The 20,922-nt window shown below is 64.6% G+C and carries 16 protein-coding genes; 4 read left to right on the top strand and 12 right to left on the bottom strand.

Translation table 11 applies throughout. The features are described from left to right. Nucleotides 1–3: 3 nt before the first annotated feature. Nucleotides 4–1,089, top strand: a complete 1,086-nt coding sequence (locus AC5RTY_RS00435; protein ID WP_494138786.1) for a 4-hydroxy-3-methylbut-2-enyl diphosphate reductase — start codon at nucleotides 4–6, stop codon at nucleotides 1,087–1,089. A 64-nt stretch (nucleotides 1,090–1,153) separates the two neighbouring features. Here AC5RTY_RS00435 and AC5RTY_RS00430 read toward each other — a convergent pair whose 3' ends face one another. Beyond that, the gene (locus AC5RTY_RS00430; RefSeq protein WP_494138785.1) at nucleotides 1,154–2,365 is read right to left on the bottom strand and encodes a DNA recombination protein RmuC; all 1,212 of its coding nucleotides are present in this window, start codon (nucleotides 2,363–2,365) and stop codon (nucleotides 1,154–1,156) included. Between the two features lie 78 nt (nucleotides 2,366–2,443). On the opposite strand from AC5RTY_RS00430, the gene ychF reads away from it, so the two are divergent. Together ychF and AC5RTY_RS00420 are read left to right on the top strand one after the other, a co-directional pair. Further along, nucleotides 2,444–3,529: a redox-regulated ATPase YchF gene (ychF, locus tag AC5RTY_RS00425; protein WP_494000361.1), complete on the top strand. Its 1,086-nt coding sequence runs from the start codon at nucleotides 2,444–2,446 to the stop codon at nucleotides 3,527–3,529. Nucleotides 3,530–3,813: 284 nt separating this feature from the next. Further along, nucleotides 3,814–4,782: a LysR substrate-binding domain-containing protein gene (locus AC5RTY_RS00420; protein WP_494062469.1), complete on the top strand. Its 969-nt coding sequence runs from the start codon at nucleotides 3,814–3,816 to the stop codon at nucleotides 4,780–4,782. A 72-nt stretch (nucleotides 4,783–4,854) separates the two neighbouring features. Here the strand turns inward: AC5RTY_RS00420 and AC5RTY_RS00415 are convergent, their stop codons facing one another. The 11 genes from AC5RTY_RS00415 to AC5RTY_RS00365 form a co-directional block, all read right to left on the bottom strand. Next, nucleotides 4,855–5,877, bottom strand: coding sequence for an ABC transporter permease (locus AC5RTY_RS00415; protein ID WP_494049603.1), 1,023 nt, complete (start codon nucleotides 5,875–5,877; stop codon nucleotides 4,855–4,857). After that, nucleotides 5,874–7,397, bottom strand: coding sequence for a sugar ABC transporter ATP-binding protein (locus AC5RTY_RS00410; protein ID WP_494049604.1), 1,524 nt, complete (start codon nucleotides 7,395–7,397; stop codon nucleotides 5,874–5,876). The genes AC5RTY_RS00415 and AC5RTY_RS00410 overlap by 4 nt, the downstream gene beginning before the upstream one ends. Then, entirely contained in the window at nucleotides 7,394–8,551 is a 1,158-nt protein-coding gene (locus AC5RTY_RS00405) for a sugar ABC transporter substrate-binding protein (RefSeq protein WP_494138784.1), read from the bottom strand. The genes AC5RTY_RS00410 and AC5RTY_RS00405 overlap by 4 nt, the downstream gene beginning before the upstream one ends. A 125-nt stretch (nucleotides 8,552–8,676) precedes the next feature. Further along, nucleotides 8,677–9,075 (bottom strand): acyl-CoA thioesterase, encoded by a 399-nt coding sequence (locus AC5RTY_RS00400; RefSeq protein ID WP_494062464.1) that lies wholly within the window; start codon nucleotides 9,073–9,075, stop codon nucleotides 8,677–8,679. 3 nt (nucleotides 9,076–9,078) lie between these two features. After that, on the bottom strand, nucleotides 9,079–10,017 hold the full coding sequence (locus AC5RTY_RS00395) for a beta-keto acid cleavage family enzyme (RefSeq protein ID WP_494138783.1): 939 nt from the start codon (nucleotides 10,015–10,017) through the stop codon (nucleotides 9,079–9,081). 1 nt (nucleotide 10,018) lies between these two features. Further along, a complete protein-coding gene (locus AC5RTY_RS00390) occupies nucleotides 10,019–12,295 on the bottom strand; it encodes a hydantoinase B/oxoprolinase family protein (RefSeq protein WP_494138782.1) in 2,277 nt (758 codons plus the stop codon). Next, on the bottom strand, nucleotides 12,292–14,421 hold the full coding sequence (locus tag AC5RTY_RS00385; protein ID WP_494138781.1) for a hydantoinase/oxoprolinase family protein: 2,130 nt from the start codon (nucleotides 14,419–14,421) through the stop codon (nucleotides 12,292–12,294). The genes AC5RTY_RS00390 and AC5RTY_RS00385 overlap by 4 nt, the downstream gene beginning before the upstream one ends. A gap of 69 nt (nucleotides 14,422–14,490) precedes the next feature. Further along, complete coding sequence (locus AC5RTY_RS00380) at nucleotides 14,491–15,744, bottom strand: MFS transporter (protein WP_494062460.1); 1,254 nt, start codon at nucleotides 15,742–15,744, stop codon at nucleotides 14,491–14,493. A gap of 97 nt (nucleotides 15,745–15,841) precedes the next feature. After that, a complete protein-coding gene (locus AC5RTY_RS00375) occupies nucleotides 15,842–16,840 on the bottom strand; it encodes a VOC family protein (RefSeq protein WP_494062459.1) in 999 nt (332 codons plus the stop codon). A 296-nt stretch (nucleotides 16,841–17,136) separates the two neighbouring features. Beyond that, complete coding sequence (locus tag AC5RTY_RS00370) at nucleotides 17,137–18,279, bottom strand: alpha/beta hydrolase family protein (RefSeq protein ID WP_494062458.1); 1,143 nt, start codon at nucleotides 18,277–18,279, stop codon at nucleotides 17,137–17,139. 150 nt (nucleotides 18,280–18,429) lie between these two features. Continuing rightward, entirely contained in the window at nucleotides 18,430–19,368 is a 939-nt protein-coding gene (locus AC5RTY_RS00365; RefSeq protein WP_494062457.1) for a LysR family transcriptional regulator, read from the bottom strand. Between the two features lie 92 nt (nucleotides 19,369–19,460). Here AC5RTY_RS00365 and AC5RTY_RS00360 point away from each other — a divergent pair, with 92 nt between their 5' ends. Beyond that, the gene (locus AC5RTY_RS00360) at nucleotides 19,461–20,750 is read left to right on the top strand and encodes an FAD-dependent monooxygenase (protein WP_494110100.1); all 1,290 of its coding nucleotides are present in this window, start codon (nucleotides 19,461–19,463) and stop codon (nucleotides 20,748–20,750) included. The last annotated feature ends 172 nt before the right edge of the window (nucleotides 20,751–20,922 follow it).

Genomic DNA, 20,922 nt, shown 5'->3' with positions numbered 1-20,922 from the left:
GGCATGGCCAGTACTGCTGTTTCCCTTTCCATGCCTACCATTCCCCGCAAACGCCGCACCCCGGACGAGGTCTGGGCTGCCGCACCCGTGGACGGTGACAAGAAGGTGCTGCTGGCGGCCCCGCGTGGATACTGCGCCGGCGTCGACCGCGCCGTGATCGCGGTGGAAAAGGCGCTGGAGCATTATGGCCCGCCCGTCTACGTGCGCAAGCAGATCGTCCACAATGTGCACGTGGTCTCCACACTGGAGGAAAAGGGCGCGATCTTCGTCGAAGAGACCGACGAGGTTCCCGAGGGCGCCCTGGTCGTTTTCTCGGCGCACGGCGTTTCGCCCGCCGTGGTGCAGTCAGCCGAGGACCGCCAGCTGCGGACCATCGACGCGACCTGCCCGTTGGTGACCAAGGTGCACCGGGAAGCCGTGCGGTTCGCCCGCGACGGCAACGAGATCCTGCTGATCGGTCACGAGGGACACGAAGAAGTCGAAGGGACCTACGGGGAAGCGCCGGACCACACCACGATCGTCAACAACCCGGACGAGGCGCGGACAGTGCAAGTGCGCGATCCGGAAAGGCTGATCTGGCTGTCGCAGACGACCCTCTCGGTCGACGAGACGCTGGAAATCGTGTCCATCCTGCGGGATCGCTTCCCGGCTCTGCAGGATCCGCCGAGCGACGACATCTGCTACGCCACCTCTAACCGCCAAGCCGCAATAAAGAAGATCGCACCCCAGGCGGACCTGGTGATTGTGGTCGGCTCCGAAAACTCATCCAACTCCGTGCGGCTCGTCGAGGTTGCCCTCGAATACGGCGCCAAGGCGGCCTACCGCGTGGACTTCGCCAACGAGGTTGACGAGTCCTGGTTCGAGGGCGTGGCCACCGTCGGCGTGACCTCCGGAGCCTCCGTGCCGGAGGTCCTGGTGCGCGAGGTGCTGCGCCTGTTGGGCGACTACGGCTACGGCGACGTGGAAGAAGTGGTCACCGCCCAAGAGGACATCCTTTTCTCGCTGCCAAAGGAACTGCGCGCCACGCTCAAGGAACGCGGCGACGAATCCCGCGGCCTCGGCGGACGCGTCACCCGCCCGGCCCGCTAACCCTGGCATTCGCTGCGCAGGGTGGCCCCAATGGGCCGCCCTGCAAGGCGTACCGATTGCCCTGCTAGGCGGCCGGGTCCCGGCCTTCAATCAGTTCGGGGGCCGAGAGCAGCCGGGGCGTGTTCTCAAGGGCCGCCGGGGCCGCGGGTTCCTCCAGGGACGTGCCGTCGAAGGCGTAGATCTTCCGCGCGGTCGGCAGCACCCTTGATTCCAGCGTCCCCACAAACGAGTTGTAGCGCTCGACCGAGCTCTTGAGCGACGAGCCCAGCCGGGTGACATGATCGCCCAGCGTGCCGAGCCGCTCGTAGAGCTGCCGCGAGAGGTCGAAGATCTCGCGTGCGTTGTCCTTGAGCACTTCCTGCCGCCAGGTAAAGGCCACCGACTTCAGCGTGGCCAGCAGCGAGACGGGGGAGACCAGCGCAACGCTGCGGGCAAAAGCGTGGTCGAGCAGGCCTGGATCGGCATGCAGGGCGGCGGAGAGCACCGCCTCCGAGGGCAGGAAACAGAGCACCAACTCCGGGGAGGCCTGCAGGCTCTCCCAATACTTCCGCGCCGCCAGGGCATCCACGTGCGCGCGCACCGCCTTGGCATGCGCGTTCAGCAGATCCACCCGTTGCTGCTGTTCCGCGGCCGATGCGGCTGCCGGGATTTCCTGCGCCTGCAGGTAGGCGCGCAGCGGGACCTTGGCATCCGCGACGATGGACTTTCCACCCGGCAGCCGAATGATCATGTCCGGGCGGCCGGTCCGGTCCGCGCCGGCGAGGTGCACCTGCTCGTCGAAGTCCACCCGGGCGAGCATGCCGGCAGCCTCCACCACCCGGCGCAACTGCACCTCGCCCCACTGGCCGCGGGCGGAATTGGACTGCAGCGCGGAGGCGAGCGTCTGCGTGGAACGCATCAGCGCCTCGTCGCTGCGCTGGGCCGCACGCAATTGTTCGGCCAGCTGGCCGAACTGCTCCACCCGGTCCCGTTCCAGCAGGCTGACCTGCTGCTGGACGAGCTTGAGCTTCTCACCGACCGGGATCAGGGCGCGCAGCACGGTGTTCTCTTGCTCATCATGGGCGTAAAGCTGCGCGTTCTGCTCGGCGAGCATCCGGCGCTCCGCCTCCGCCCCGGCGAGGCGGGCCGAGAGCTCTGCCAGCCGGTCGCCGTCGTCCTTCGCGGCGTCCTGCAGATCCGCCAGCCGGCGGCGGAAAAGGACGGCCACGGCCGCGGCGCCGGCGGCGGCGCCCACGAACAGGGCCAGAAGGGCGAGAAGTACATGCGATGCATCCATACCTTCACCATGCCAGCCGCCTCGGACAAAATACGGCACGCGGGTCGATGTGTCCGGGCCACGGTATCCTTGACTACCGTGGCTCTAACTATTGGCATCGTCGGACTGCCCAACGTCGGCAAATCAACTCTCTTCAACGCATTGACGCGCAACAGCGTGCTCGCGGCTAACTACCCGTTCGCCACCATCGAGCCGAACGTTGGCGTGGTCTCGCTGCCGGACCCGCGGCTGGAGAAGCTGGCGGAGATCTTCGGGTCGCAGCGGATCCTGCCCGCGACCGTGTCCTTCGTGGACATTGCCGGCATCGTCAAGGGCGCTTCCGAAGGTGAGGGGCTCGGCAACCAGTTCCTGGCGAACATCCGCGAAGCGCAGGCGATCGCCCAGGTCATCCGTGTTTTCGACGACCCCGACGTGGTCCACGTGGACGGCAAGGTCGACCCGCGTTCGGACATGGAGACCATCAACACGGAGCTGATCCTGGCCGACCTCCAGACCTTGGAGAAGGCCCTCCCGCGGGTGGAGAAGGAAGTCAAGATCAAGAAGCGCGACGCCGCGGAGCTGGCTGCCCTGCAGGCGGCGCAGAAAGTCCTGGAGCGCGGCGACACCGTCTTTTCCTCCGTCGAGAGCGACAAGCTGGACATGGAGAACCTCCGGGAACTGAGCCTGCTGACCGCCAAGCCGTTCATCTATGTGTTTAACGTGGACGACGCCGTGCTCGGCAGCCCCGAGCGGCAGGCCGAGCTGCGCGGGCTGGTGGCACCCGCCGACTGCGTGTTCCTGGATGCCAAGCTGGAGGCGGACCTCGTGGAGCTGGACGAGGAAGAGGCCCGCGAGATGCTGGAGATGAACGGCCAGGACGAGTCCGGGCTGGACCAGTTGGCGCGGGTGGGCTTCCACACGCTGGGTTTGCAGACCTATCTGACGGCCGGGCCGAAGGAAGCGCGCGCTTGGACCATCAACCGGGGTGACACTGCTCCGCAGGCCGCCGGCGTGATCCACTCGGACTTCCAGCGCGGCTTCATCAAGGCTGAGGTGGTTTCGTTTGCCGATCTGGTGGAGGCCGGGTCCATGGCCGAGGCCAAGGCCCGCGGCAAGGTGCGGATCGAAGGCAAGGACTACGTCATGGTCGACGGCGACGTGGTTGAATTTAGATTTAATGTTTAAAATCTCGCTTTAGCAGTGCGATAACGCAGCTCAGTCGATTGGATTCGACTGAGCTGCGTTGTTTTGTGCCCCCACCCCCAGGGGTGAACTCTTCCCACCTGGGAAGGCCTCCTCGGATTGGGATCCTAAACCCGCTCTCTTCCATAGAGCCGAATCGAGAAGCTTGATGGGTTCGATGCCCATCCCGTCGAATTTTCGCCGACGATTGGACGTCCTGCCAGGGAAGCACGCGGGAAGCTTTGATGGAGAGTTTACGATAAAGGGACTGACTGCTGGGAGATGAATTGTTGGAATTGAGCCGCGTCGACCTGAACCTGCTGGTGGCGTTCGACGCGCTCATGACGGAGCGCAACGTCACCAAAGCGGCGGCCAGGCTTTCTGTAGGGCAATCGGCCATGAGCGCGACCCTTGGTCGGATCCGGAGACTTTTCGGAGATCCTATTCTCGTCCGTCAAGGCCGGGAATTCGCCGCCACGCCGTTCGCGGAGGAGTTGGCCGGTCCTGTAAGGGAAACGCTCGCGAATCTCCAAATGTTGTTGGAACGCCGTGCCGAGGAATTCGATCCGGCCACCGACTCACGACAGTTCACAATCATGGCCAGCGACTACGTCACCTTGATTCTCTTGCACGAGATGTTGGTCCGGCTCACCGAAGACGCCCCTGGGGTCCGGCTTCACATTCAGCCGTTGGGCGCCGATTTTGCGGAACGGATTGCAGGGAACGAGGTGGACCTGCTCATTGTCCCGGCAGGCGCGCTGCCGGACTACACGAAGTATCACCACGCGCCCCTCTTTAACGATCGCTACGTTTGCGCGGTCGCGGTCGATAATCCGGACGTTGGCGAGTCAATAACTGCCGAGGAATTCTCCGCGCTGCCCTACCTCGCCACGCGGGTTGGCGGTCTCCCGTCGCTGGCCGAGATGCAGCTTAACGCGCTCGGCATCGGCCGCAATGTCGAGTTGACTACCAGCATGACCCTCGCCCCGTTCCTGCTGCGCGGTACCCGTTTGATGTCCCTAATCCACGAGAAGCTTGGGCTCCTAGTGGCAAACGAAGTTGAACTACGCCTGCTTGAACCACCGATCCAGCTTGAACCGGTACGGGAAATCATGGTGTGGACGGAGCGACATGAAAGCGACCCGGGGCACCGTTGGCTGCGGGAAACTTTGACGCATCTCGTGGACGACATATCGGGGCGCCCGTCCCGGCGCCGGGGCCGACCACATCGCGATGGTGGTCGGCCGGGCACCTGACCGTCGTTCGCCGGTTTCACGTATTACCGCGGCGACCGAAATGTCTCGTCGGATGGTGAGCTTCCGTTAGGGTCACGCCGGGGTTCTTCGGCGGCCGAAGTAGGTTGAGAGGGCGATTGCTCCGACAAGGGCCACGCCGTTGAAGACCGGCCCGACCCATGCCTGTGCTCCCGCAATACTCAGTCCGCTCACGGTGAAGGCCACGAACAGGACGCCGATGATGGTTCCCGACACGTTGGCCTGTCCCGGACGGATCGTTGTCTTGCCAAGAAAAACGGCGGCCAGGACGGGAAACATCAGCCCGGGGCCTGTCAGCGGGTCGGCGCCTCCCGAGCGGGCTGTGAGCAAGACTCCGGCGATTCCGGCAATGGCGCCGCTGAGAAGGAAGCTGGTCCAGATTACGCGCTTGGTCCCGATGCCAACCATGTGGGCCGCCCGTGGATTTGAGCCGATCGCAGTCAGCTCGCGGCCGAAGGGCGTGTGTTCAAGCAGGTACCAGGCGATCACGATGACCGGAATGAGCAGGAATACCAGGCGCGGGATCCCGAACCACGTCAACGAGCCGAAGTCCTGTAGGGCCAGCGACAGGCCTGTGGTGATGGGCATTCCGCCGGTGTACCACTGAAGGATCCCGGAAAGAATGGTTGCCATGCCTAACGTAGTGATAAAGACGTCAAGCTTCGCGACGGTCACTAGGAAGCCGTTCAAAGCTCCAACCAAAATCCCTGACAGCACGCCGGCCGCGATGGCTCCCCATAAGGGCAGCCCGAAGTGTGCCATGCCTGCGGCCGTCACGACGGAGGCGACACCGATATTGGCGCTAACGGACAGATCGAGGAAACCAGCCCGAAATGGGATGACGGTGGCAAGCGCTGCCAAGGCGACGACTGACGAGTTGCCGATTGTTGTAGTGATGTTTGCTTGCGATGGAAAAATGCCGGCGGTCTGGCCGTAGAGGCAGAAAAAGACGAAGACGATGATCGAGACTCCGACCAGACCGTAGTTTTCTACGATTTGGTGTCGGGTGCGGCCCCAAGTGCTGATCGGACGTTGCGCCGGCTTGCGGTGATTCGCTGCAGTCGTGGTGGCGGTCATGCTGTCCTGCTTTCGTCATGGTTGAAGCAAAGGCGGGTCAAGTTGTTTGCCGTCAGTTCGCTACCAGCCACTCCGTGGATGATGCGGCCGTTGTTGAGGATCAGCACCCGGTCGCAGAGGTTCGCCAGTTCTTCAAAGTCGGAACTGACGACAAGGGCGGTCGCTCCGGCGTCCGTTTGGGATCGAATCATGCGGTAAATTTCGGGACGGGCGCCCGCGTCGACGCCTTGCGTTGGTTCATCGAGCAGCATGACGCGCGGGAACCTGCGCAGCCATCGGGCCATAATCAGTTTCTGCTGGTTGCCCCCTGACAATGAGGACAGAGGTTGCTCCTGAGAGTCTGATTTCACAAGGTATTCGGCCAGTAATGCAGAAGATTCCGTCCGCTCACGGCGGGCATCGAGCCTGAGCTTGCGCCAGTAGCGGTCTGTCTGGCCAGCCGAGAGGTTTTCCCGTAGCGAGAGGCCAGGGAACCCCGCCACGCCGAGCCTGTCCTCGGGAACCAAGGCTATACCGGCGTCCATGGCCGCCCTGATGTCACAGTCGGGAACGCGTCGCCCGTCGACAATGACGCTGCCGTTATACGGAGCCGACCCGAAAAGGCATTCCAACAAGTGGCTGCGCCCGCTGCCAAGAAAGCCTGCAATTCCTAGTACCTCCCCTGCGTGGGCGGCGAACGAAATGTCCTGAAGCCCGGGAGCGGACAACCCTTCGAGTGTCAGGACCGGTTCTGCCGGTGCCGCGGCAGGCCTCGGGTAGACCTCGCCCAGTGCCTGTCCAGCGATGTGCTCGGTCAGGTCGTCGAGGGAGTCCGCCTTGTAAGGCCCGGTATGGACCCTCGCCCCGTCTCGCATGACGGTCACAGTGTCGGCGGCCTGCTGGAGCTCGTGGAGCCGGTGCGTGATGTAGAGGATTGATGTCCCTTTATCCGCCAGAGTGCGTACGTAGCTCAGCAGAAGGTCGGCCTCCGTGGCGGAGAGTGATGCCGTCGGCTCATCAAGGACCAACAAATGGCCGGCGTTCGCGTCATCGAGCTCGTCCTGGAGCCCCCGTGCGATGGCAACCATCGTCCGTTGGGCAGGACCGAGTCGCCCGATTTTTGTCTCAGGCGAGCAATCGAGGTCGAAACGGTCGATCAGGGCCCCGGCCCGCTGCTTTAGAGCCGACCAGGAAACACGTCCTAGGCTTGTCTGATAACCATGGCCGAGGGCCAGATTTTCCATTACCGACATTGTGGGAAACACTGCGGGATCCTGGTGAACGAAGCGCAGTCCCAGGTTCTTCGACTCTTGCGGGGTCACATTCCGTGCTGCCAGTTCCCGGCCTGCCAGGCAGATGGTCCCGGCGTCAGCGGTTGTCACGCCCGCCAGAATTTTGACGAGCGTGGACTTCCCTGACCCGTTGGCACCCAACAGGGCATGGACCTCCCCGGCCCCTATCTCGAGGCCGAGGTCATCCAGCGCAATTGTGTTCCCGTAAGCCTTTCGTAAACCATGAAGAGCGAGACGGGGCGCTGTCACTTAACGTTCCAGGCGGTCCGGTAGTCGGCGCGGAAGTCATACGCCGATTTGTAAGCCGATTCCCCGTCGGGCGTGTTGTGCGCGGCGTCCACCGTCTGCCAGCCCAGGCCTTGGACCTCCTGTTCCTGTCCGACGAAGGCGCGTGCCAGGACGTCTACAGTGGCCCATCCCAACCACTCGGCGTCATAGGCGACGGCTGCGCTTTGGCCTCTGCCTTCCTTGATGAAGCCCATATTGGGCGCCAGGCCCTCGCCGCCCATGGCGGCGATCGTGGCACCCCGGCCCGAAGAATTAATGGCCTGGGCCAGACCGGACGCGCTCATCCATCCGTCGAAGAGAGCGTTGGTGGCGTTCGCCGTCGGATTCGCGGTCAAGGCTGCGGAAAACTTCTGGCGCAAGACACCGGAGGCGATGTCGGAGTCGGCGACGTGTACGTCCTCAAGGATTTCGCACTTGCCGCACTCGGCAAGTTGTTCGGTGAAGCCCTTGTTGGCGTGGTTGCCCAGGATCTTACCGTCGAAGACAGTGTTGATGATTTTGGCTTCGCCATTCGTTTCGGACATGATCCACCGGGCCTTGGCAGCGCCCCATTCCTGCATCCAGCTTGCCAGATCCGGGTGTTCCTCGGTCATCTTCATGGAGGCCGCGAACAATGGCTCCCCACCGACCTGTGGGTCGTCACAGTCGAAGGAGAAGGCCTGGACGACGGGAATCCCTGCGTCCTTGGCTTCCCGAAGCGGCGCCTGGATGAGGTTGCAGTCAACACTCACGACGATGATCGCGTCGGCCTTGGCTGCGATGGCTTGTCGGACTCCATTTGAATAGGCGCCGCCAACGCCGAATGCACCGTCGTAGACTGTGGTTTCCCATCCGAGCAGCTCGGCTGCCTCTGTCGCGGCAGCGCTGACCGTGGCGCATCCCTCGGACATCTGGGAGCAGGACAGGATCCAGACGTCCTGGCCGGGCTCCGTCTCGACCGTGGCTGTCGGGGCCTTTCCGCTTGTGCCGGCGAAATCCGCGTCCGCGATCGTAGCAAAGTTGGTGTCCGGGCCGCTCGCTTGCCCATTTGGTGTCGCCGCCCCGGAGGAGCTGCAGCCTGCGGTGCTGAGTGCCACGGCCGTGAATGCCGCTGCGAGCCAGATCTTTTTGTGCATCATTGGATTCCTTCGTTCGTCGTTGAACAGGTGATGTAGCTGGTGGAACCTGGCACGCCCGGTGAGCGTGCCTCACGGCCCCGTCCACTGAGCAGATCAGGCGGGCGGGCCGAGAGCTTACTTGTTTAGGCGGGAGCGGGTTCTGCGAGCAGGGCCCGCAACTTCTCGGGGAGGGGAGAGGGCTTCCCTTCGGATCCGACGTGGACAACGGTGTGGTGGCCGTCAATGCACGACTCGCCGTTGTGGAGGATCGTCCAGTCGTAACCGATCGAAGTGTTCCCGATGCGGGCCATCCGCAGTTCGATTTCGATACGGTCCCCCGCAGTCAGCTGCCGCCGGTAGGTGGCGCCAACGCTGAGGCGGGGGAGTGACCGGATGTGATCTCCGAGCCCTGCCGTCCGGTAAGCGTTGTGCTCCACTGCCTCGACCCAGCGGAAGGCAGAAGTGAAGTGGATCCGACCTGATGCATCGGTATCGACCCAGGCGACGGTGGTTTGTCCGCGCAGGCTCCCAGGATTTTCCATCGCTCAGCCCGTCACTGCACTGGCGGTGTCCCGCTCCAGGGCGGGCAAGCCCATAAGGGTGCGGGCTTCTGCGGGGGTTGCCGGTTCCATGCCGAGTTCACGGATGATGCGCACCATACGCTCGACCAGCGCGAGATTGGTGGCCGGGACGCCCTTTTCATAGGAGAGGTTGTCCTCAAGGCCGACCCTGACATGCCCTCCCAAAAGCAAGGCGTGGACCGTGGCCGGCAGCTGAGCGGGGCCGATGGCGCTGACGTTGAAGATGGATCCTTCCGGGAGGTGTTCGACCATGCTCTGCAGCAGCTTGGGGGTGTAGGGCAGTGCGCCCTGGAATCCCTTATGCGCGCCGAGGACCATGTTGATGAAATGCGGTGCCTCGTCCAGACCCTCCTCGATCAGTTCCGTCACGTCCTGGATGATGTGCGCGATGCTGAAGACCTCCCATTCGGGCTTGATTCCGCGCGCCCTCATCTGCTCGGCCAGCCAGCGCGAACGCGACGGCGTGGTGGTCACCAGCAGTTCCCTGCCGCCGCCGTGGGCGCAGACCGTGTGCGCGTCCAGCGTGCACATCTCCGCTCCGGCGCCGTCGAGTCCCTTGATCCTTTCGTTGAAGTCGATCTCCCACAGGCCGTTGTCCAACTGGTGGATCATGTCTCCGTGAATGCCACCCCCGGTGGAATTGTTCAGCACAATGTCGCAGCGGGACCGGATCAGGGAGTTGATGCGGGCATACGTGTCCGGGTCGCAGGTTGCCAGGCCATCGGGGCGGCGGGCGTGGATGGCGGCAACGCTTGCGCCGGCCTCGTAACAGGCGACGACGTCGTCGGCGATTTCTTCCGGGGTGACGGGCAGGTTCGGGACTTTGTCTTTGGTCGCCATCCCTCCGGTGGGAGCGACGGTCACGATGACCTTGCGCGGGCCGAATTCGGCGTTTTTGGCCATGTCAGTTCTCCTCTGTGGTGATTGCCAGATCGGCAGTGATGCCGGAGGCGAGGTCTAGTTCGAGGTCGTGGAAGGGCTCTTCGGCGACCAGGTGGATGTCAACGGCCAGCAGGGCGCCGCTCGTCGGGCAGAGCCAGCCGGTGGCCTTAAGGTCCCGGTGCAGGGTTCTGCCGACACGATGGGGGAGGGGTAGATCGATGCGCATGGCCCCGTCGCGCCACCTGGTGGACCCGATGGAGAGTACGGTGCCGGAGAGCGTCTGCACGCGCCACTGTCCGGCTGCGGAGACGACGGCGCGCAGCCGGTCGCCGAGCGCGAGCCAGCGCTCCCCGGCGGCGATCCCCTGGGGAACGATACCGGGACCCACTGCTTCGGCGGCCAGGGGAAGCGTCCCCGGATCAACATCCAGACGCTGCGCCCGAAGGTCGCGCCGCAGTTGGAGCGTGCTGTCGGCGTCCCAGCCGGAGGGCCGGCCGGTGTCTGCACCGATGAGAACGACGCCGTAGGTCTCCCGGGCAGCCGCCACGCTGACGACGCCGCGGCGCACGTCGGCCAGCACATCGACGGGATCGCGGTCCAGCGGGTCGCCGATCCCGCCGCCGCCCTGCCAGGTCACGGCGAAGACATCCGTGTCACGCATGGGGAAGGCACCGGGTTTCGAGCCCAGGTCCCGGAACGCTTCCGGGACCTGCACCGAGGCGTTCAGCTCGGCGGATGGATCCTCGCGGTCCAGGAACCCGGGCGCGAATGCCTGGCTGATGGTTCCGCCCGGAAGGCCGCCGGAGAGGCCCGCGGAGTTGGGTACCTCGGCGCCGTGGGTCATCACCAGTGCCTCGGCTTCCGGGATGGACACGGTCAGGGCAACTTCCGCGGCGACGCCGCCCCGGCGGCGGCCCGCGCCGCCGGTGTCTTGGGCCAGACGCCGGTATTGGTAGACCAGCGGAGTCTTCTGTTCGTTGACCTCCACGTCCGCGATGGACGGGCAGGGCGCGTTGATGGGACCGGCCGCGTCCTGCCCGTCATGTGCAGTGAACGCACCGAACCCGCCCGCGAGTGGATCCATCAGGTGCAGGCCGAACTTCTCACCGTACTGGTTGATGCCGCTTAGGTTGAAGGTGGCCATGGTGCCGCTGCTGATTCCCTGGGCGCGGTGCCCGTGCTGAGGGGCTGCCGTGAGCAGCCTGTTGAGGGCAGCCGAGACGACGTTGCTGACCACCCAGATGGTCTCGACGGTGGCGCTGCCCACCGGGGCAGGTGCCATGGCGGTGCAGATCAGCCGGTCGGGCGCCGTGACCTCGACGGGGCGCAGGAGCCCGTCGTTCCAGGGCAGGCCGAAGCCCAGGGTGGGGATCAGCGCGCCGGCCACGCCGCCCATTAGGCCTGCGCGTGAGCAGTTCACGAATCCCTGGGCCTGCGGCGAGGATCCGGAGAAGTCCAGAATGAGGGAGTCACCCTTCTTCGTGGCCAGGAGGTCGACGGTGTAGAGCTTGTCGGTGTGGCCGTCGTGTTCCAGAAAGTCGCGTGTATGAACCACACCGTCCGGAATTTCACGCAGGCGTTGGCGCATGCGCTGCTCGGAGTCGGCCACCATGGCGACCATCACCGCCTGCACTACGGGGGTTCCGTAGCGGCGGCAGAGCTCGGTGAGACGTTCCGCGGCAACGTTCAGTGTGGCGATGAACGCGCGGATGTCCAGGCCAACCTGGGCCGGCAGGCGGGTAGCGGCGAGGATCATATCGAGGACATCGTCGCGCAGGACACCGCCGTCGACCAGCTTCACCGCGGGGATGCGCAGTCCCTCCTGCCAGATCTCCTTGGCTTTCGGCGACCACGACGCGAAGTCCATGCCGCCCATGTCGGTCTCGTGGGCCATCACCCCGGCCCAGGCGACGATTTCGCCGTCGACCACCAAGGGGGCGCACATCTGCACGTCGTTCTGGTGCAGTGCTCCGATGAACGGGTCGTTGCCGATGATCCGGTCGCCGTCGCGCAGTATCATGTTGCTCTGGCGCAGGTGCCGGATCAGTGCCCCGACGGGCGGTGCTTCGAACGTTACCTGGTGGCCCATGGTGGCGAAGGACCCGTCCGGCAGGTAGAGGCCGGTGAAGAAGTCACTGGCCTCGGTGACGGTCGGGCTGCCGCTGACCGACTGCAGCGCGACGCGCATCTGGTCGGTAATCGCGACGAGCCGGCTGCGCACGACCTGTGCGGTGACGGGGTCGGTTCCGGGGACCGCTGCTGCGGCTACGGGGATGGTGGAGGTCTCGAGGAGGCTCACTGGTTTCCTACTTTCACATGGATGACGCCGGCGTCGTCGGTTTCGGCGGAACCACCCGGCGGCACTACAACGACGCAACCGGGCAGATGGATCAGGCACGGTCCGGCGAGTTTTTGGCCGCCGGCCGGCCATCGGCACCCGTAGACACGGGTGTTCTCGGGGGTATCCGGGTCGTCGAAAACGACGGGACGAACTCCGCGGTCCTCGAAGGCTTCACCGTTCGAAGCGGAGGCCAGAACTTCGGCGGCACGGGATGCCACGGAGCGGACCGAGAGGATCTCGAATCCGGCCTCCCGGAATCCGGAGCCGGCTCCAAAGAGCAATTCGTAGTCGGCCTCGAATCGGGACAGCATGTCGGCGACGTCCTGCGCGTCCGGGGACTGTTGCAGGACCACATCCAGGTGATGGGCCTGGCCGTGGTAGCGGACTGCGACAGTATGGGTGACCGCAGCGTGGTCGGGATCGGGGATGGCATCCAGGACGGCCCGGGTGGTGGCTGCCATGGCTTGGGTGAGCGTTTCGGCGTGCTGGGTGGTGGGGGCGGCGCCGCTGGCAAGCCGGATGTAGCTGGTGCGCGACGAGGTGGTCTTCAGGTCGCTGGTTCCAGCCCCGTACGCGGATTGGGCGGTGGCGGTAGCCGGGACCAGGAATCCTCCCAAGCCCAGTTCGCGGCACAGTGCCCAGGCATGAGAGGGGCCCGAGCCGCCGCCAGCTACCAGCGTGAATTCGCGGGGGTCGTGGCCACGCTCAATCGTGACCGACCGCAGCAAGTCAGACATCGTGGTGTCGAACACCACGCGGATCGCGCGGGCGGCTTCCATGGCATTCAAGCCCAGCGGGCGGCCGACCTGCTCCTCGATGGCCCGGGCCGCGGCCTCGCGGTCCAAGGTGATGCCACCGGAGCCAAAGGCATCCGGGTCCAGGATTCCGAGCACCAGGTCAGCGTCGGTGGTGGTCGGCTCCGTGCCGCCCTTGCCGTAGCAGACGGGGCCCGGGACTGCGCCGGCACTGCGCGGGCCGACGCTGAGGATCCCTCCGTCGACAGCCGCGATGGAACCGCCGCCGGCGCCGACACTGGCGATGTCGACCGAGGGAACGCGCATGTCCGCTCCGCCAAATGTAACGTCTTCGCGGAGCAGCGGCACGCCGTCGACGACGACGCCGACGTCGAACGAGGTGCCGCCGACGTCCATGGTCAGGATGTTCGGGCGGTCCTGTTCTTTGCCCAGGGACTGCCCAGCGACGACGCAGGAGGCCGGACCTGACAGCAGACCGTTGACCGGGGACGAGGTGATCGTTCCCGCCGGGACGACGCCGCCGGCATTGGTGGTCATCATGATCGGTGCGTTCATGCCGAGGGCGCGCAGCTCGCGTTCCAAGTTGAGCAGGTAGTGCCCGGCGATGGGTCCCAGCGCGGCGTTGGCAGTGGTGGTGGATGCCCGGGCGTACTCGCCGACGGAGGGCGCGATGACGTGGGACGTGCTGACGAACGCGTCGGGGAGGACCTCGGCGATGATCTCGGCGACAGCCTGCTCGTGGCCGGGGTATTCGGTAGCCCACAGCAGGCAGATGGCCACGGCTTCCACCCCCTCAGCCTTCAGCGTTTCCGCTGCCTTGCGAACGGACTTGATGTCGATTGGGGTGAGCACGCCGCCGTTGGCGTCCACCCGTTCAGTGACCTCGACAACAAGTTCACGGGGGACAAGCGGGGGGACCTGTCCGCGCAGGAAGTAATCCCCCAGGTCCAGGCCCTTGAGGCTGGCGGTGCCCCGCCGCAACCGGCCGATTTCCAAGACGTCACCGAAGCCACGGGTGGTGATGAGTCCGGTCTTGGCGGAACGGCCGGTGAGCAGTGCGTTCAAGCCGACAGTGGTGCCATGCCCGAACCGCTGGACCTGCCCGCACAGTTCCCGCGTGCTGAGTCCGGCCAGCTCGGCGGCCAGGTGGATGGCATTGATGACGCCGGTGACGACGTCTGCGGTGGTCGGGGACTTGCAGACGTAGGACTCGCCGGAGGGGGAGCGCAGCCACAGGTCAGTAAACGTTCCGCCTACGTCGGTGCCGATGGCCCAACCGTGGGTCGTCTCGGCCGGCACAGCGCCGGGAAAATCGGTGGTGAGGGTCAAGGTCCATCACTCCTTTGGATAGTGGTTGGTGTCGAAGTTGGTATGGGTGCCCGCGCAGGACCAGCCCGTTCAGGCGCCGGTGGTGGCCGGCAGAGTTTCGGGATGTTTCTGCGTGTCCTGGGTCCGGGCGTAGCGTTGTTCGCGGGGCAGGGCCAGTACGACCGCGGAGCCCGCGGCCAGCAATGCCGCGACGGTGATGAGGGCGCCGTCGTAACTGCCAGTCCGGTCGAAAAAGGCTCCGGCCCAGATCGGGCCGATCGAGATTGCCACGGAGAATGCGGCGTAGATCAGGCCGTAGATGAAGCCGTAACTGCGGAGGCCGAAGTAGTTGCCGCAGAAGAATGCGATGAGATCGGCCTCGGCTCCGAACGAAAGCCCCACCATGAACGCGGCCACAGGGGCCATGAGTGGTCCTCCCCAGAGCAGCAGCAGGCATCCCAGTGCGGTCAGCAGGAACAGCGGTGCGGCGACGAAAGGGGCATGGAACCGATCAACGAGGGCGCCGATGCACAGCCGCCCGATGATGACGCCCAAGCCGATGAGTCCGGCGATGCCTGCGGCGGCTTGAGGTGTGAGGCCCGCGTCGGTGAGGAGCGGGACCATGTGCGGGATGATGGCGGGGACGGAGCCGCCCACCAGCAGGAAGCCGGCGAGCAGCATCCAGAAGGTGCGTGAGTTCAGTGCCTCCCGGCGCGTGGCACCGACGGCCTGAAGGGGCGCAAGTGGTGCCGCCGGATCCGTCCGGAAACCGAAGAACACGAACGGGATGACCAGCAGCGAGAGGGCTGCGAGGGCCAGGAACCCGGCCCGCCAACCGAAGGGCTGCACGACGGCGGTGACGAGCGCGGGGAGCGCCAGTGCCGCCACGCCGAGGCCGGCGAGACTGATGCCCAGCGCCATTCCGCGCTTGGCGAAGAACTTCGAATTCAGGGCTTTCGTGTAGACCACCGAGGTGGTTCCTGCCCCGAGCAGTCCGGCCAGGCCGAAGAGCAGGTGGAAGGCCGTCAGTCCGCCGTGGAACTGGCTTAGCAGCAGCAGCGAAACCGTGAGTCCCGGAACTGACACCAGCGCGATGCGTCGCGGCCCGAACCGGTCGAGCAGCCAGCCGAGCGGTGCAGCCATCACGGTCAGGGCGATGGTCGTGTAGAGGAAAGACGACGAGACCTGTGCCCGGCTCCACCCGAACTCCGCACCCAAGGACGACGTGAAGGATCCGAGGCTATAGAACAGGAGGGCAGTCACACCGACGGCGGACCCGACGGTCACCGACAACAGTGTCGGCCAACCTGTGCTGAACTCCCGATAAGGGCTGATTTTTGCCATGGCTTCTCCAGAGGATGGTGGAACCCGCTTGTGATGTGGACGTGGTGCTGCGGGCTGCGCCGGCGGTTGTGGCCGGCCTGCGCAGCCCGCGAGGGGGTTAGGAGTTGACGAGTGCCTCGTACATATCCGGGTGGATCCCTTCTTCGGTGGCGGTCAGGCCGTCCGCGGCCGGGAAGGACTGGAAAATCGAGTCGGGGATCGGTGCGTTGCGGTAGAAGTTGCTGCCGCCCCGGCTGGGCGTCCAGGTGTTGGCCTCCCAGTCCGGCACGTAGTTCCGGTAGCCGCCGGAGTTAAGCTCGACGCGCAGGCCGCTCGGTTCGCGGAAGTACAGGTACTGCTGCTCGCCGATACCGTGCACGCCGGGGCCGTGCTCCATCGGGGTGCCGTTTTCCATCAGTACGTCGGCGGTGATGAGCAGTTCCTCGTGGGTGTCGACCCAGAAAGCGATGTGGTTCACGCGGCCGGGCGTCGTGGAGTGGTCCAGGACGACGCCGAGGTCGTGGGACTTTTCGTTAGTGGTCAGCACGGAGAAGACACTGACGTTGGTGTCGTCGAGCTGGGTGCGCGCCATCAGGCGGAATCCCAGAACATCGCGGTGCCATTCGGCGAATCCGTCGACGTCGGTGCTGGCAATGGTGACGTGGTCCAGGAAGCGGGGGGCGGCGGCATGGCTGGAGCGTTTCTCGGGACGGTCCGGATAGATCGAAGCGAACTCCGGCCCGGACTCGAAGCGGTCCAGCTCCCAGAGCAGGCGAACGGGGTGTCCGAAGGGGCCAACGAATTCGAAGGCACGGCCGTGGCCGTTGCCCCCTTCGACCCAGGCTCCTTCGATGCCGGATTCCTGCACACGTGCCGCCGCGACCTCCAGTGCCTCTGCGCTTTCGGTCCGCCAGGCCATGCGGGTCAGTGCGGGGGCCCGGCCTTCGCGGACCACGAGGCTGTAGCGGTAGTAATCGCCCCAGCAGCGCAGGTAGACGGCGCCGTCGATACGGTCGACGATCCGCAGACCGAAGTGCTTCTCGTAGAACTCGGCTGAAGCTTCGACATCCGGGCTGGCGATTTCAAGATGGGCAATGTGGGAGAGGAGCTTTTCCACGGGTGTTCTCCTGATTGGTGGTTTCTTCCGCCGGCACAGCGGGCGGCTAGTGCGCTCCGATTCGAGCGTTGGTTCAACTGTCGTGCAGGTCACCATCGCCCCGGAAGGGACCGAAAACACATGACTGTCATTGATGTGATCAATGCGTACATCACGAACAATTTGAGGAGACGGGTTCGACCGGGCGGACACTCCGACGGGCAGCACTAAGAGCCCCGCACCGGGCTCCTCCGTTGGTGCGGAGGAGGCCGGCGCGGGGCTCGTCGTCGTGGCGCGGGCAGCGCCGCAAAGGAGGTCTAGATGTTTTCTGAAACCCAATCGGCGATGAAGTTCGTGGCGACCGGCTGGTTGTCCGCGCTCACATGCTCCACACCGCCCTCCCGGGGCGTGAAAATCTTGAGTTCACGCTTGGGGCTGTTCACCGCGTGGTCGTATTGCGCCTGCGCATATTCCAACGGGATCTGCCGGTCGTTCTGGCCATGAGTGACCAGGAACGGGACGGTAATGTGCTCCACCACCCCTTCCAAGGTGACACGGGGAGCGAATTCCATGAACTCCTCGACATTGTCCTGTCCCCAGACCCAGAGCACGTGGTCCCAGTAGTGGGGTACCGGCCGGTCGCCCTCACGCTTGAGCCGCCGTTTTTGCAACTCACCCCAGTTATAGTTGGCGCCCCAGGCCACGCAGAGGCTGAACCGTTTCTCGAAGGCTGCCGCCCGGGGAGCGAAGTACCCTCCGAGTGACCAGCCCATCATTCCGATCCGCTTCGGGTCCACGTCCTGGCGTTGCTCAAGGAAATCCACACAGGCCGAGGCCCAGCGCTCACTATCATGGATGGCGGTGAGCCCTTGCAGTCGCAAGGCACCGCCGGTACCCGGTTGGTCCACCATGAGCGTGGAGACTCCGCGGCGGGCCAACTCCTGGCCGATGCCAGACCAGTAGATCATCTCCTTGCTGCTATCCAAGCCGTTGCAGTGCACCATCACCGGTGCCGGCCCATCAACGTTTTCCGCACGGATTATCAACGCCGGAAGCGTCGAGTCGCCGTAGGGCACCTCTACCAATTCGCAATTCTCCCGGCCGAGGCGAACAGAATCGGCGAAGGCCGCGAGCATCTTCTTGTAAGCACCTTCACGGGGCGTAAACCAACGGCTCTGCATGCGCTCCGATATTTGGTAGTAGATCGCGGCTCGCCGCAGGCGGGTGGCAGCGCTGAGTTCCCGCCCGGCATGAATGTTCTCGTGCGCCAGCTCGACCTGCCGGTCAGCGACCGTTTGCCACGACTCGAAAAAGGCTTCCGTCCCTGGCTCCTCACCGCGGTTCTGGGCCTCGACGAGGGGGCGGCAGGCCTCGAGGATTTCCTCGATTTCCCCGCCGCTGCTCAGTGCAATGTTGGCCGACAGGTTCCACACGTACTTCTCGGGAAAGATCTCAAACACGGCAAAACGCCTCTCTGCGTAGGTCTGGGCTCTGCACAGATGGAGGTCCGTGCGCGGAGCGCTTCTACCCTGCACGCTATGAGGCGCGGCAGTGACCCGGAAGTGGTCGATACGGCATGCGTGGCATTGACTCGGTCAATGCCCGGGCCGCTAGACCATCCGTTTCTCTGGAGCGGTTAGCTCGCCTGCAACTTCCAACAAGCGCTCGCGAAGCCACTCATGGCCGGCATCGGTGTTGTGCCGCGGAGTCCACACCATCACCTGTTCCAGCCGGCGGAGCGGCATGGGCGGTTCCAGCAGCCGTAGCCGGTGCTGTTGGGCCAGGAGCCGCCCGAGCTGGTAATGGGCCAACAGGATCAGGCGCGTCCCCCGAAGGAGCAATGGTGCGATCAGGAAGGATTGGGCTGTTACTTCCACGTTCCGACGGATTTGCAGCTGGTCCAGCTGCAGATCGGCCAAGGAGGCCCGCCCAGCGGACTGATAGGCGAGGTAGGGCAGCGTGCTGAATTGATCGATGCCGATCTCGCTTCCGACGTCCGGATTGTCCGCGTCCACTGCGACGACGTACTCATCCGAGAACAAGGGGGCCTGCGCGTAGCCTGTCTGTGCCGGAAGCAGCTCCCTAGGAACAATCAGCAGGTCCGCTTGTTCCCGCCTCAAATCCTCGGTGTAGTCTCCGGCGGACACCGGGATAATGGTCACCCGCACATGCGGTGCTTCCTTGGCCAGTTTTTCGATCAAGGGCCGCAGCAAAACCAGCGTGACGTAGTCACTGGCGCTAATTGTGAAAGTACGGTGGTCGATAGCGGGGTCGAAGCTGCTGCGCACGGTCAGGACCCCTTCGATGATGCCAAGGGCCTGGCGCACCGGGTCGATGAGCGTTTCTGCCAACGGCGTCGCTGCCAACCCCCGGCCCTCCCGCACCAGTAAAGGGTCGTCAAACAGACGCCGCAGTCTCGCCAGCGTCGAACTCATGGCCGACTGGCCCACCAGCAGGCGTTCGGCCGCGCGCGTCACGTTACGCTCTGCCAGCAACGCGTCCAAGGCTACCAACAGGTTCAGATCCATGTTGGCCAGGTTTTTCGCCATACTCTGCTGCCTTTCGGGAAGGGGAGACGGGCCAGTCAAGGCTGCCGGGAATCCACGTTTCGCCGCACCGGCGGACGCATAAACTTCAGGTATTGACCGCCGCGATGCCTCTCATCGACAATATCCCGTTCCGAAGCCAGGCCGGCGCGCCTAGTGTGCCAACTACCGTACGGAAACTGGAACACCAAAAGAAAGCGGTGGTCGGATTGCCTGTAAAAAAATATCTGGTGGTGGGGGCAGGGATCGGCGGCTTGGCGGCTGCCGCTGCCCTCGCACGCAATGGCGCCGAGGTGGACGTCGTCGAGCTCAAGCCGGACAACGCGGTCGTCGGTGTGGGCATCAACCAGCCCGGCAACTCGCTGCGGGCTCTCGACGCTCTGGGCGTTCTTGAGCAATGCCTGGAGGTCGGTTTTGCGTTCGACCGAAACACCCACTACGACTGGCAGGGTTCACCGATTATCGAGACTGTTTGCGGGCTCGGCAGTGAGCGGGTACCGCCGAATAACGCGCTTAGACGCTCGGCCCTCCACGACATATTGACCGATGCAGCGCTCGGTCACGGAGCCGTGATCCGTTACGGAACCACGGTGGAAGATTTCCACGACGACGGAGTCCGCGTTGCTGTGCGATTCACGGACGGAACACGCGCAGAGTATGTCGCCGTTGCCGCCTTTGACGGAATACGCTCCCCGATGCGCCGACGCCTGTTCGGTGACAGATACGAGCCTGCCTACACCGGATATGCCGTGTGGCGCGCGATGCTGCCACGGCCCGCAGCCGTGGACCACACGATGCTCTTCCACGGCGATCGTTCAAACACCGGCCTCATCCCTCTGTCGTCGACACAGATGTACCTGCTGCATGTCTGCGCGGAGCCCGAGAACGCCCGCTACGCGGCCGCCGACTTCAAAACATTCCTCGACCAACGCCTCGCCGGCTACGGCTGCCTCATAGCCCAACTGCGCGAAATGCTTCCGGATGACGGAATCGTGTACAGCCCCCTCAGCGAAGTCCATTTGCCGCCGCCGTGGCACCGCGGCCGGGTCATGGTGCTCGGCGACGCCGCGCATGCCTCCGCCCCGAACCTTACCCAGGGCGCCGCCATGGCATTGGAGGACGCCGTCGTTCTGGCCGACGAGCTCGCAGTAGAACGTCCGGTCGAGGAATCCCTCGGCGACGTCACAGCGCTCCGCGCCCCACGGGCACAGTTGGTCCAAGAAGTCTCCCACCGCATTCTCATGGCGGAGATGGCTGTTTCCGCCGACCACCTCCCGCAATTCGCGGACGGTCTGCGTACCCATCTGCCCGGACAGGCGGCGTTCGTCGAAGAGCAGCTCAACCGCCCGTTCCGCCGTCTGGAGGGCGCGCCGCTACCCAGCTGAGCCGTGAGGCTGTCAGAGGGGCCCCGCGCCATCCGAACTATCGATTTGAATGATGGCAGGCATCGCGAACGTTCACTTCCGGTGGTAGCTCTAGGCTCCCTAAACTGATCGGACAGCAATGGATGTGACCCCCGGCACAGGGTTAAAAAGGTGCCGGTGCCGATTCATGCAA

The sequence above is a fragment of the Arthrobacter sp. Y3224055 genome (genome assembly GCF_059090825.1).
Note: the sequence above shows the minus strand (reverse complement) of the source record. Positions and strands in the feature narration are given on the sequence as shown.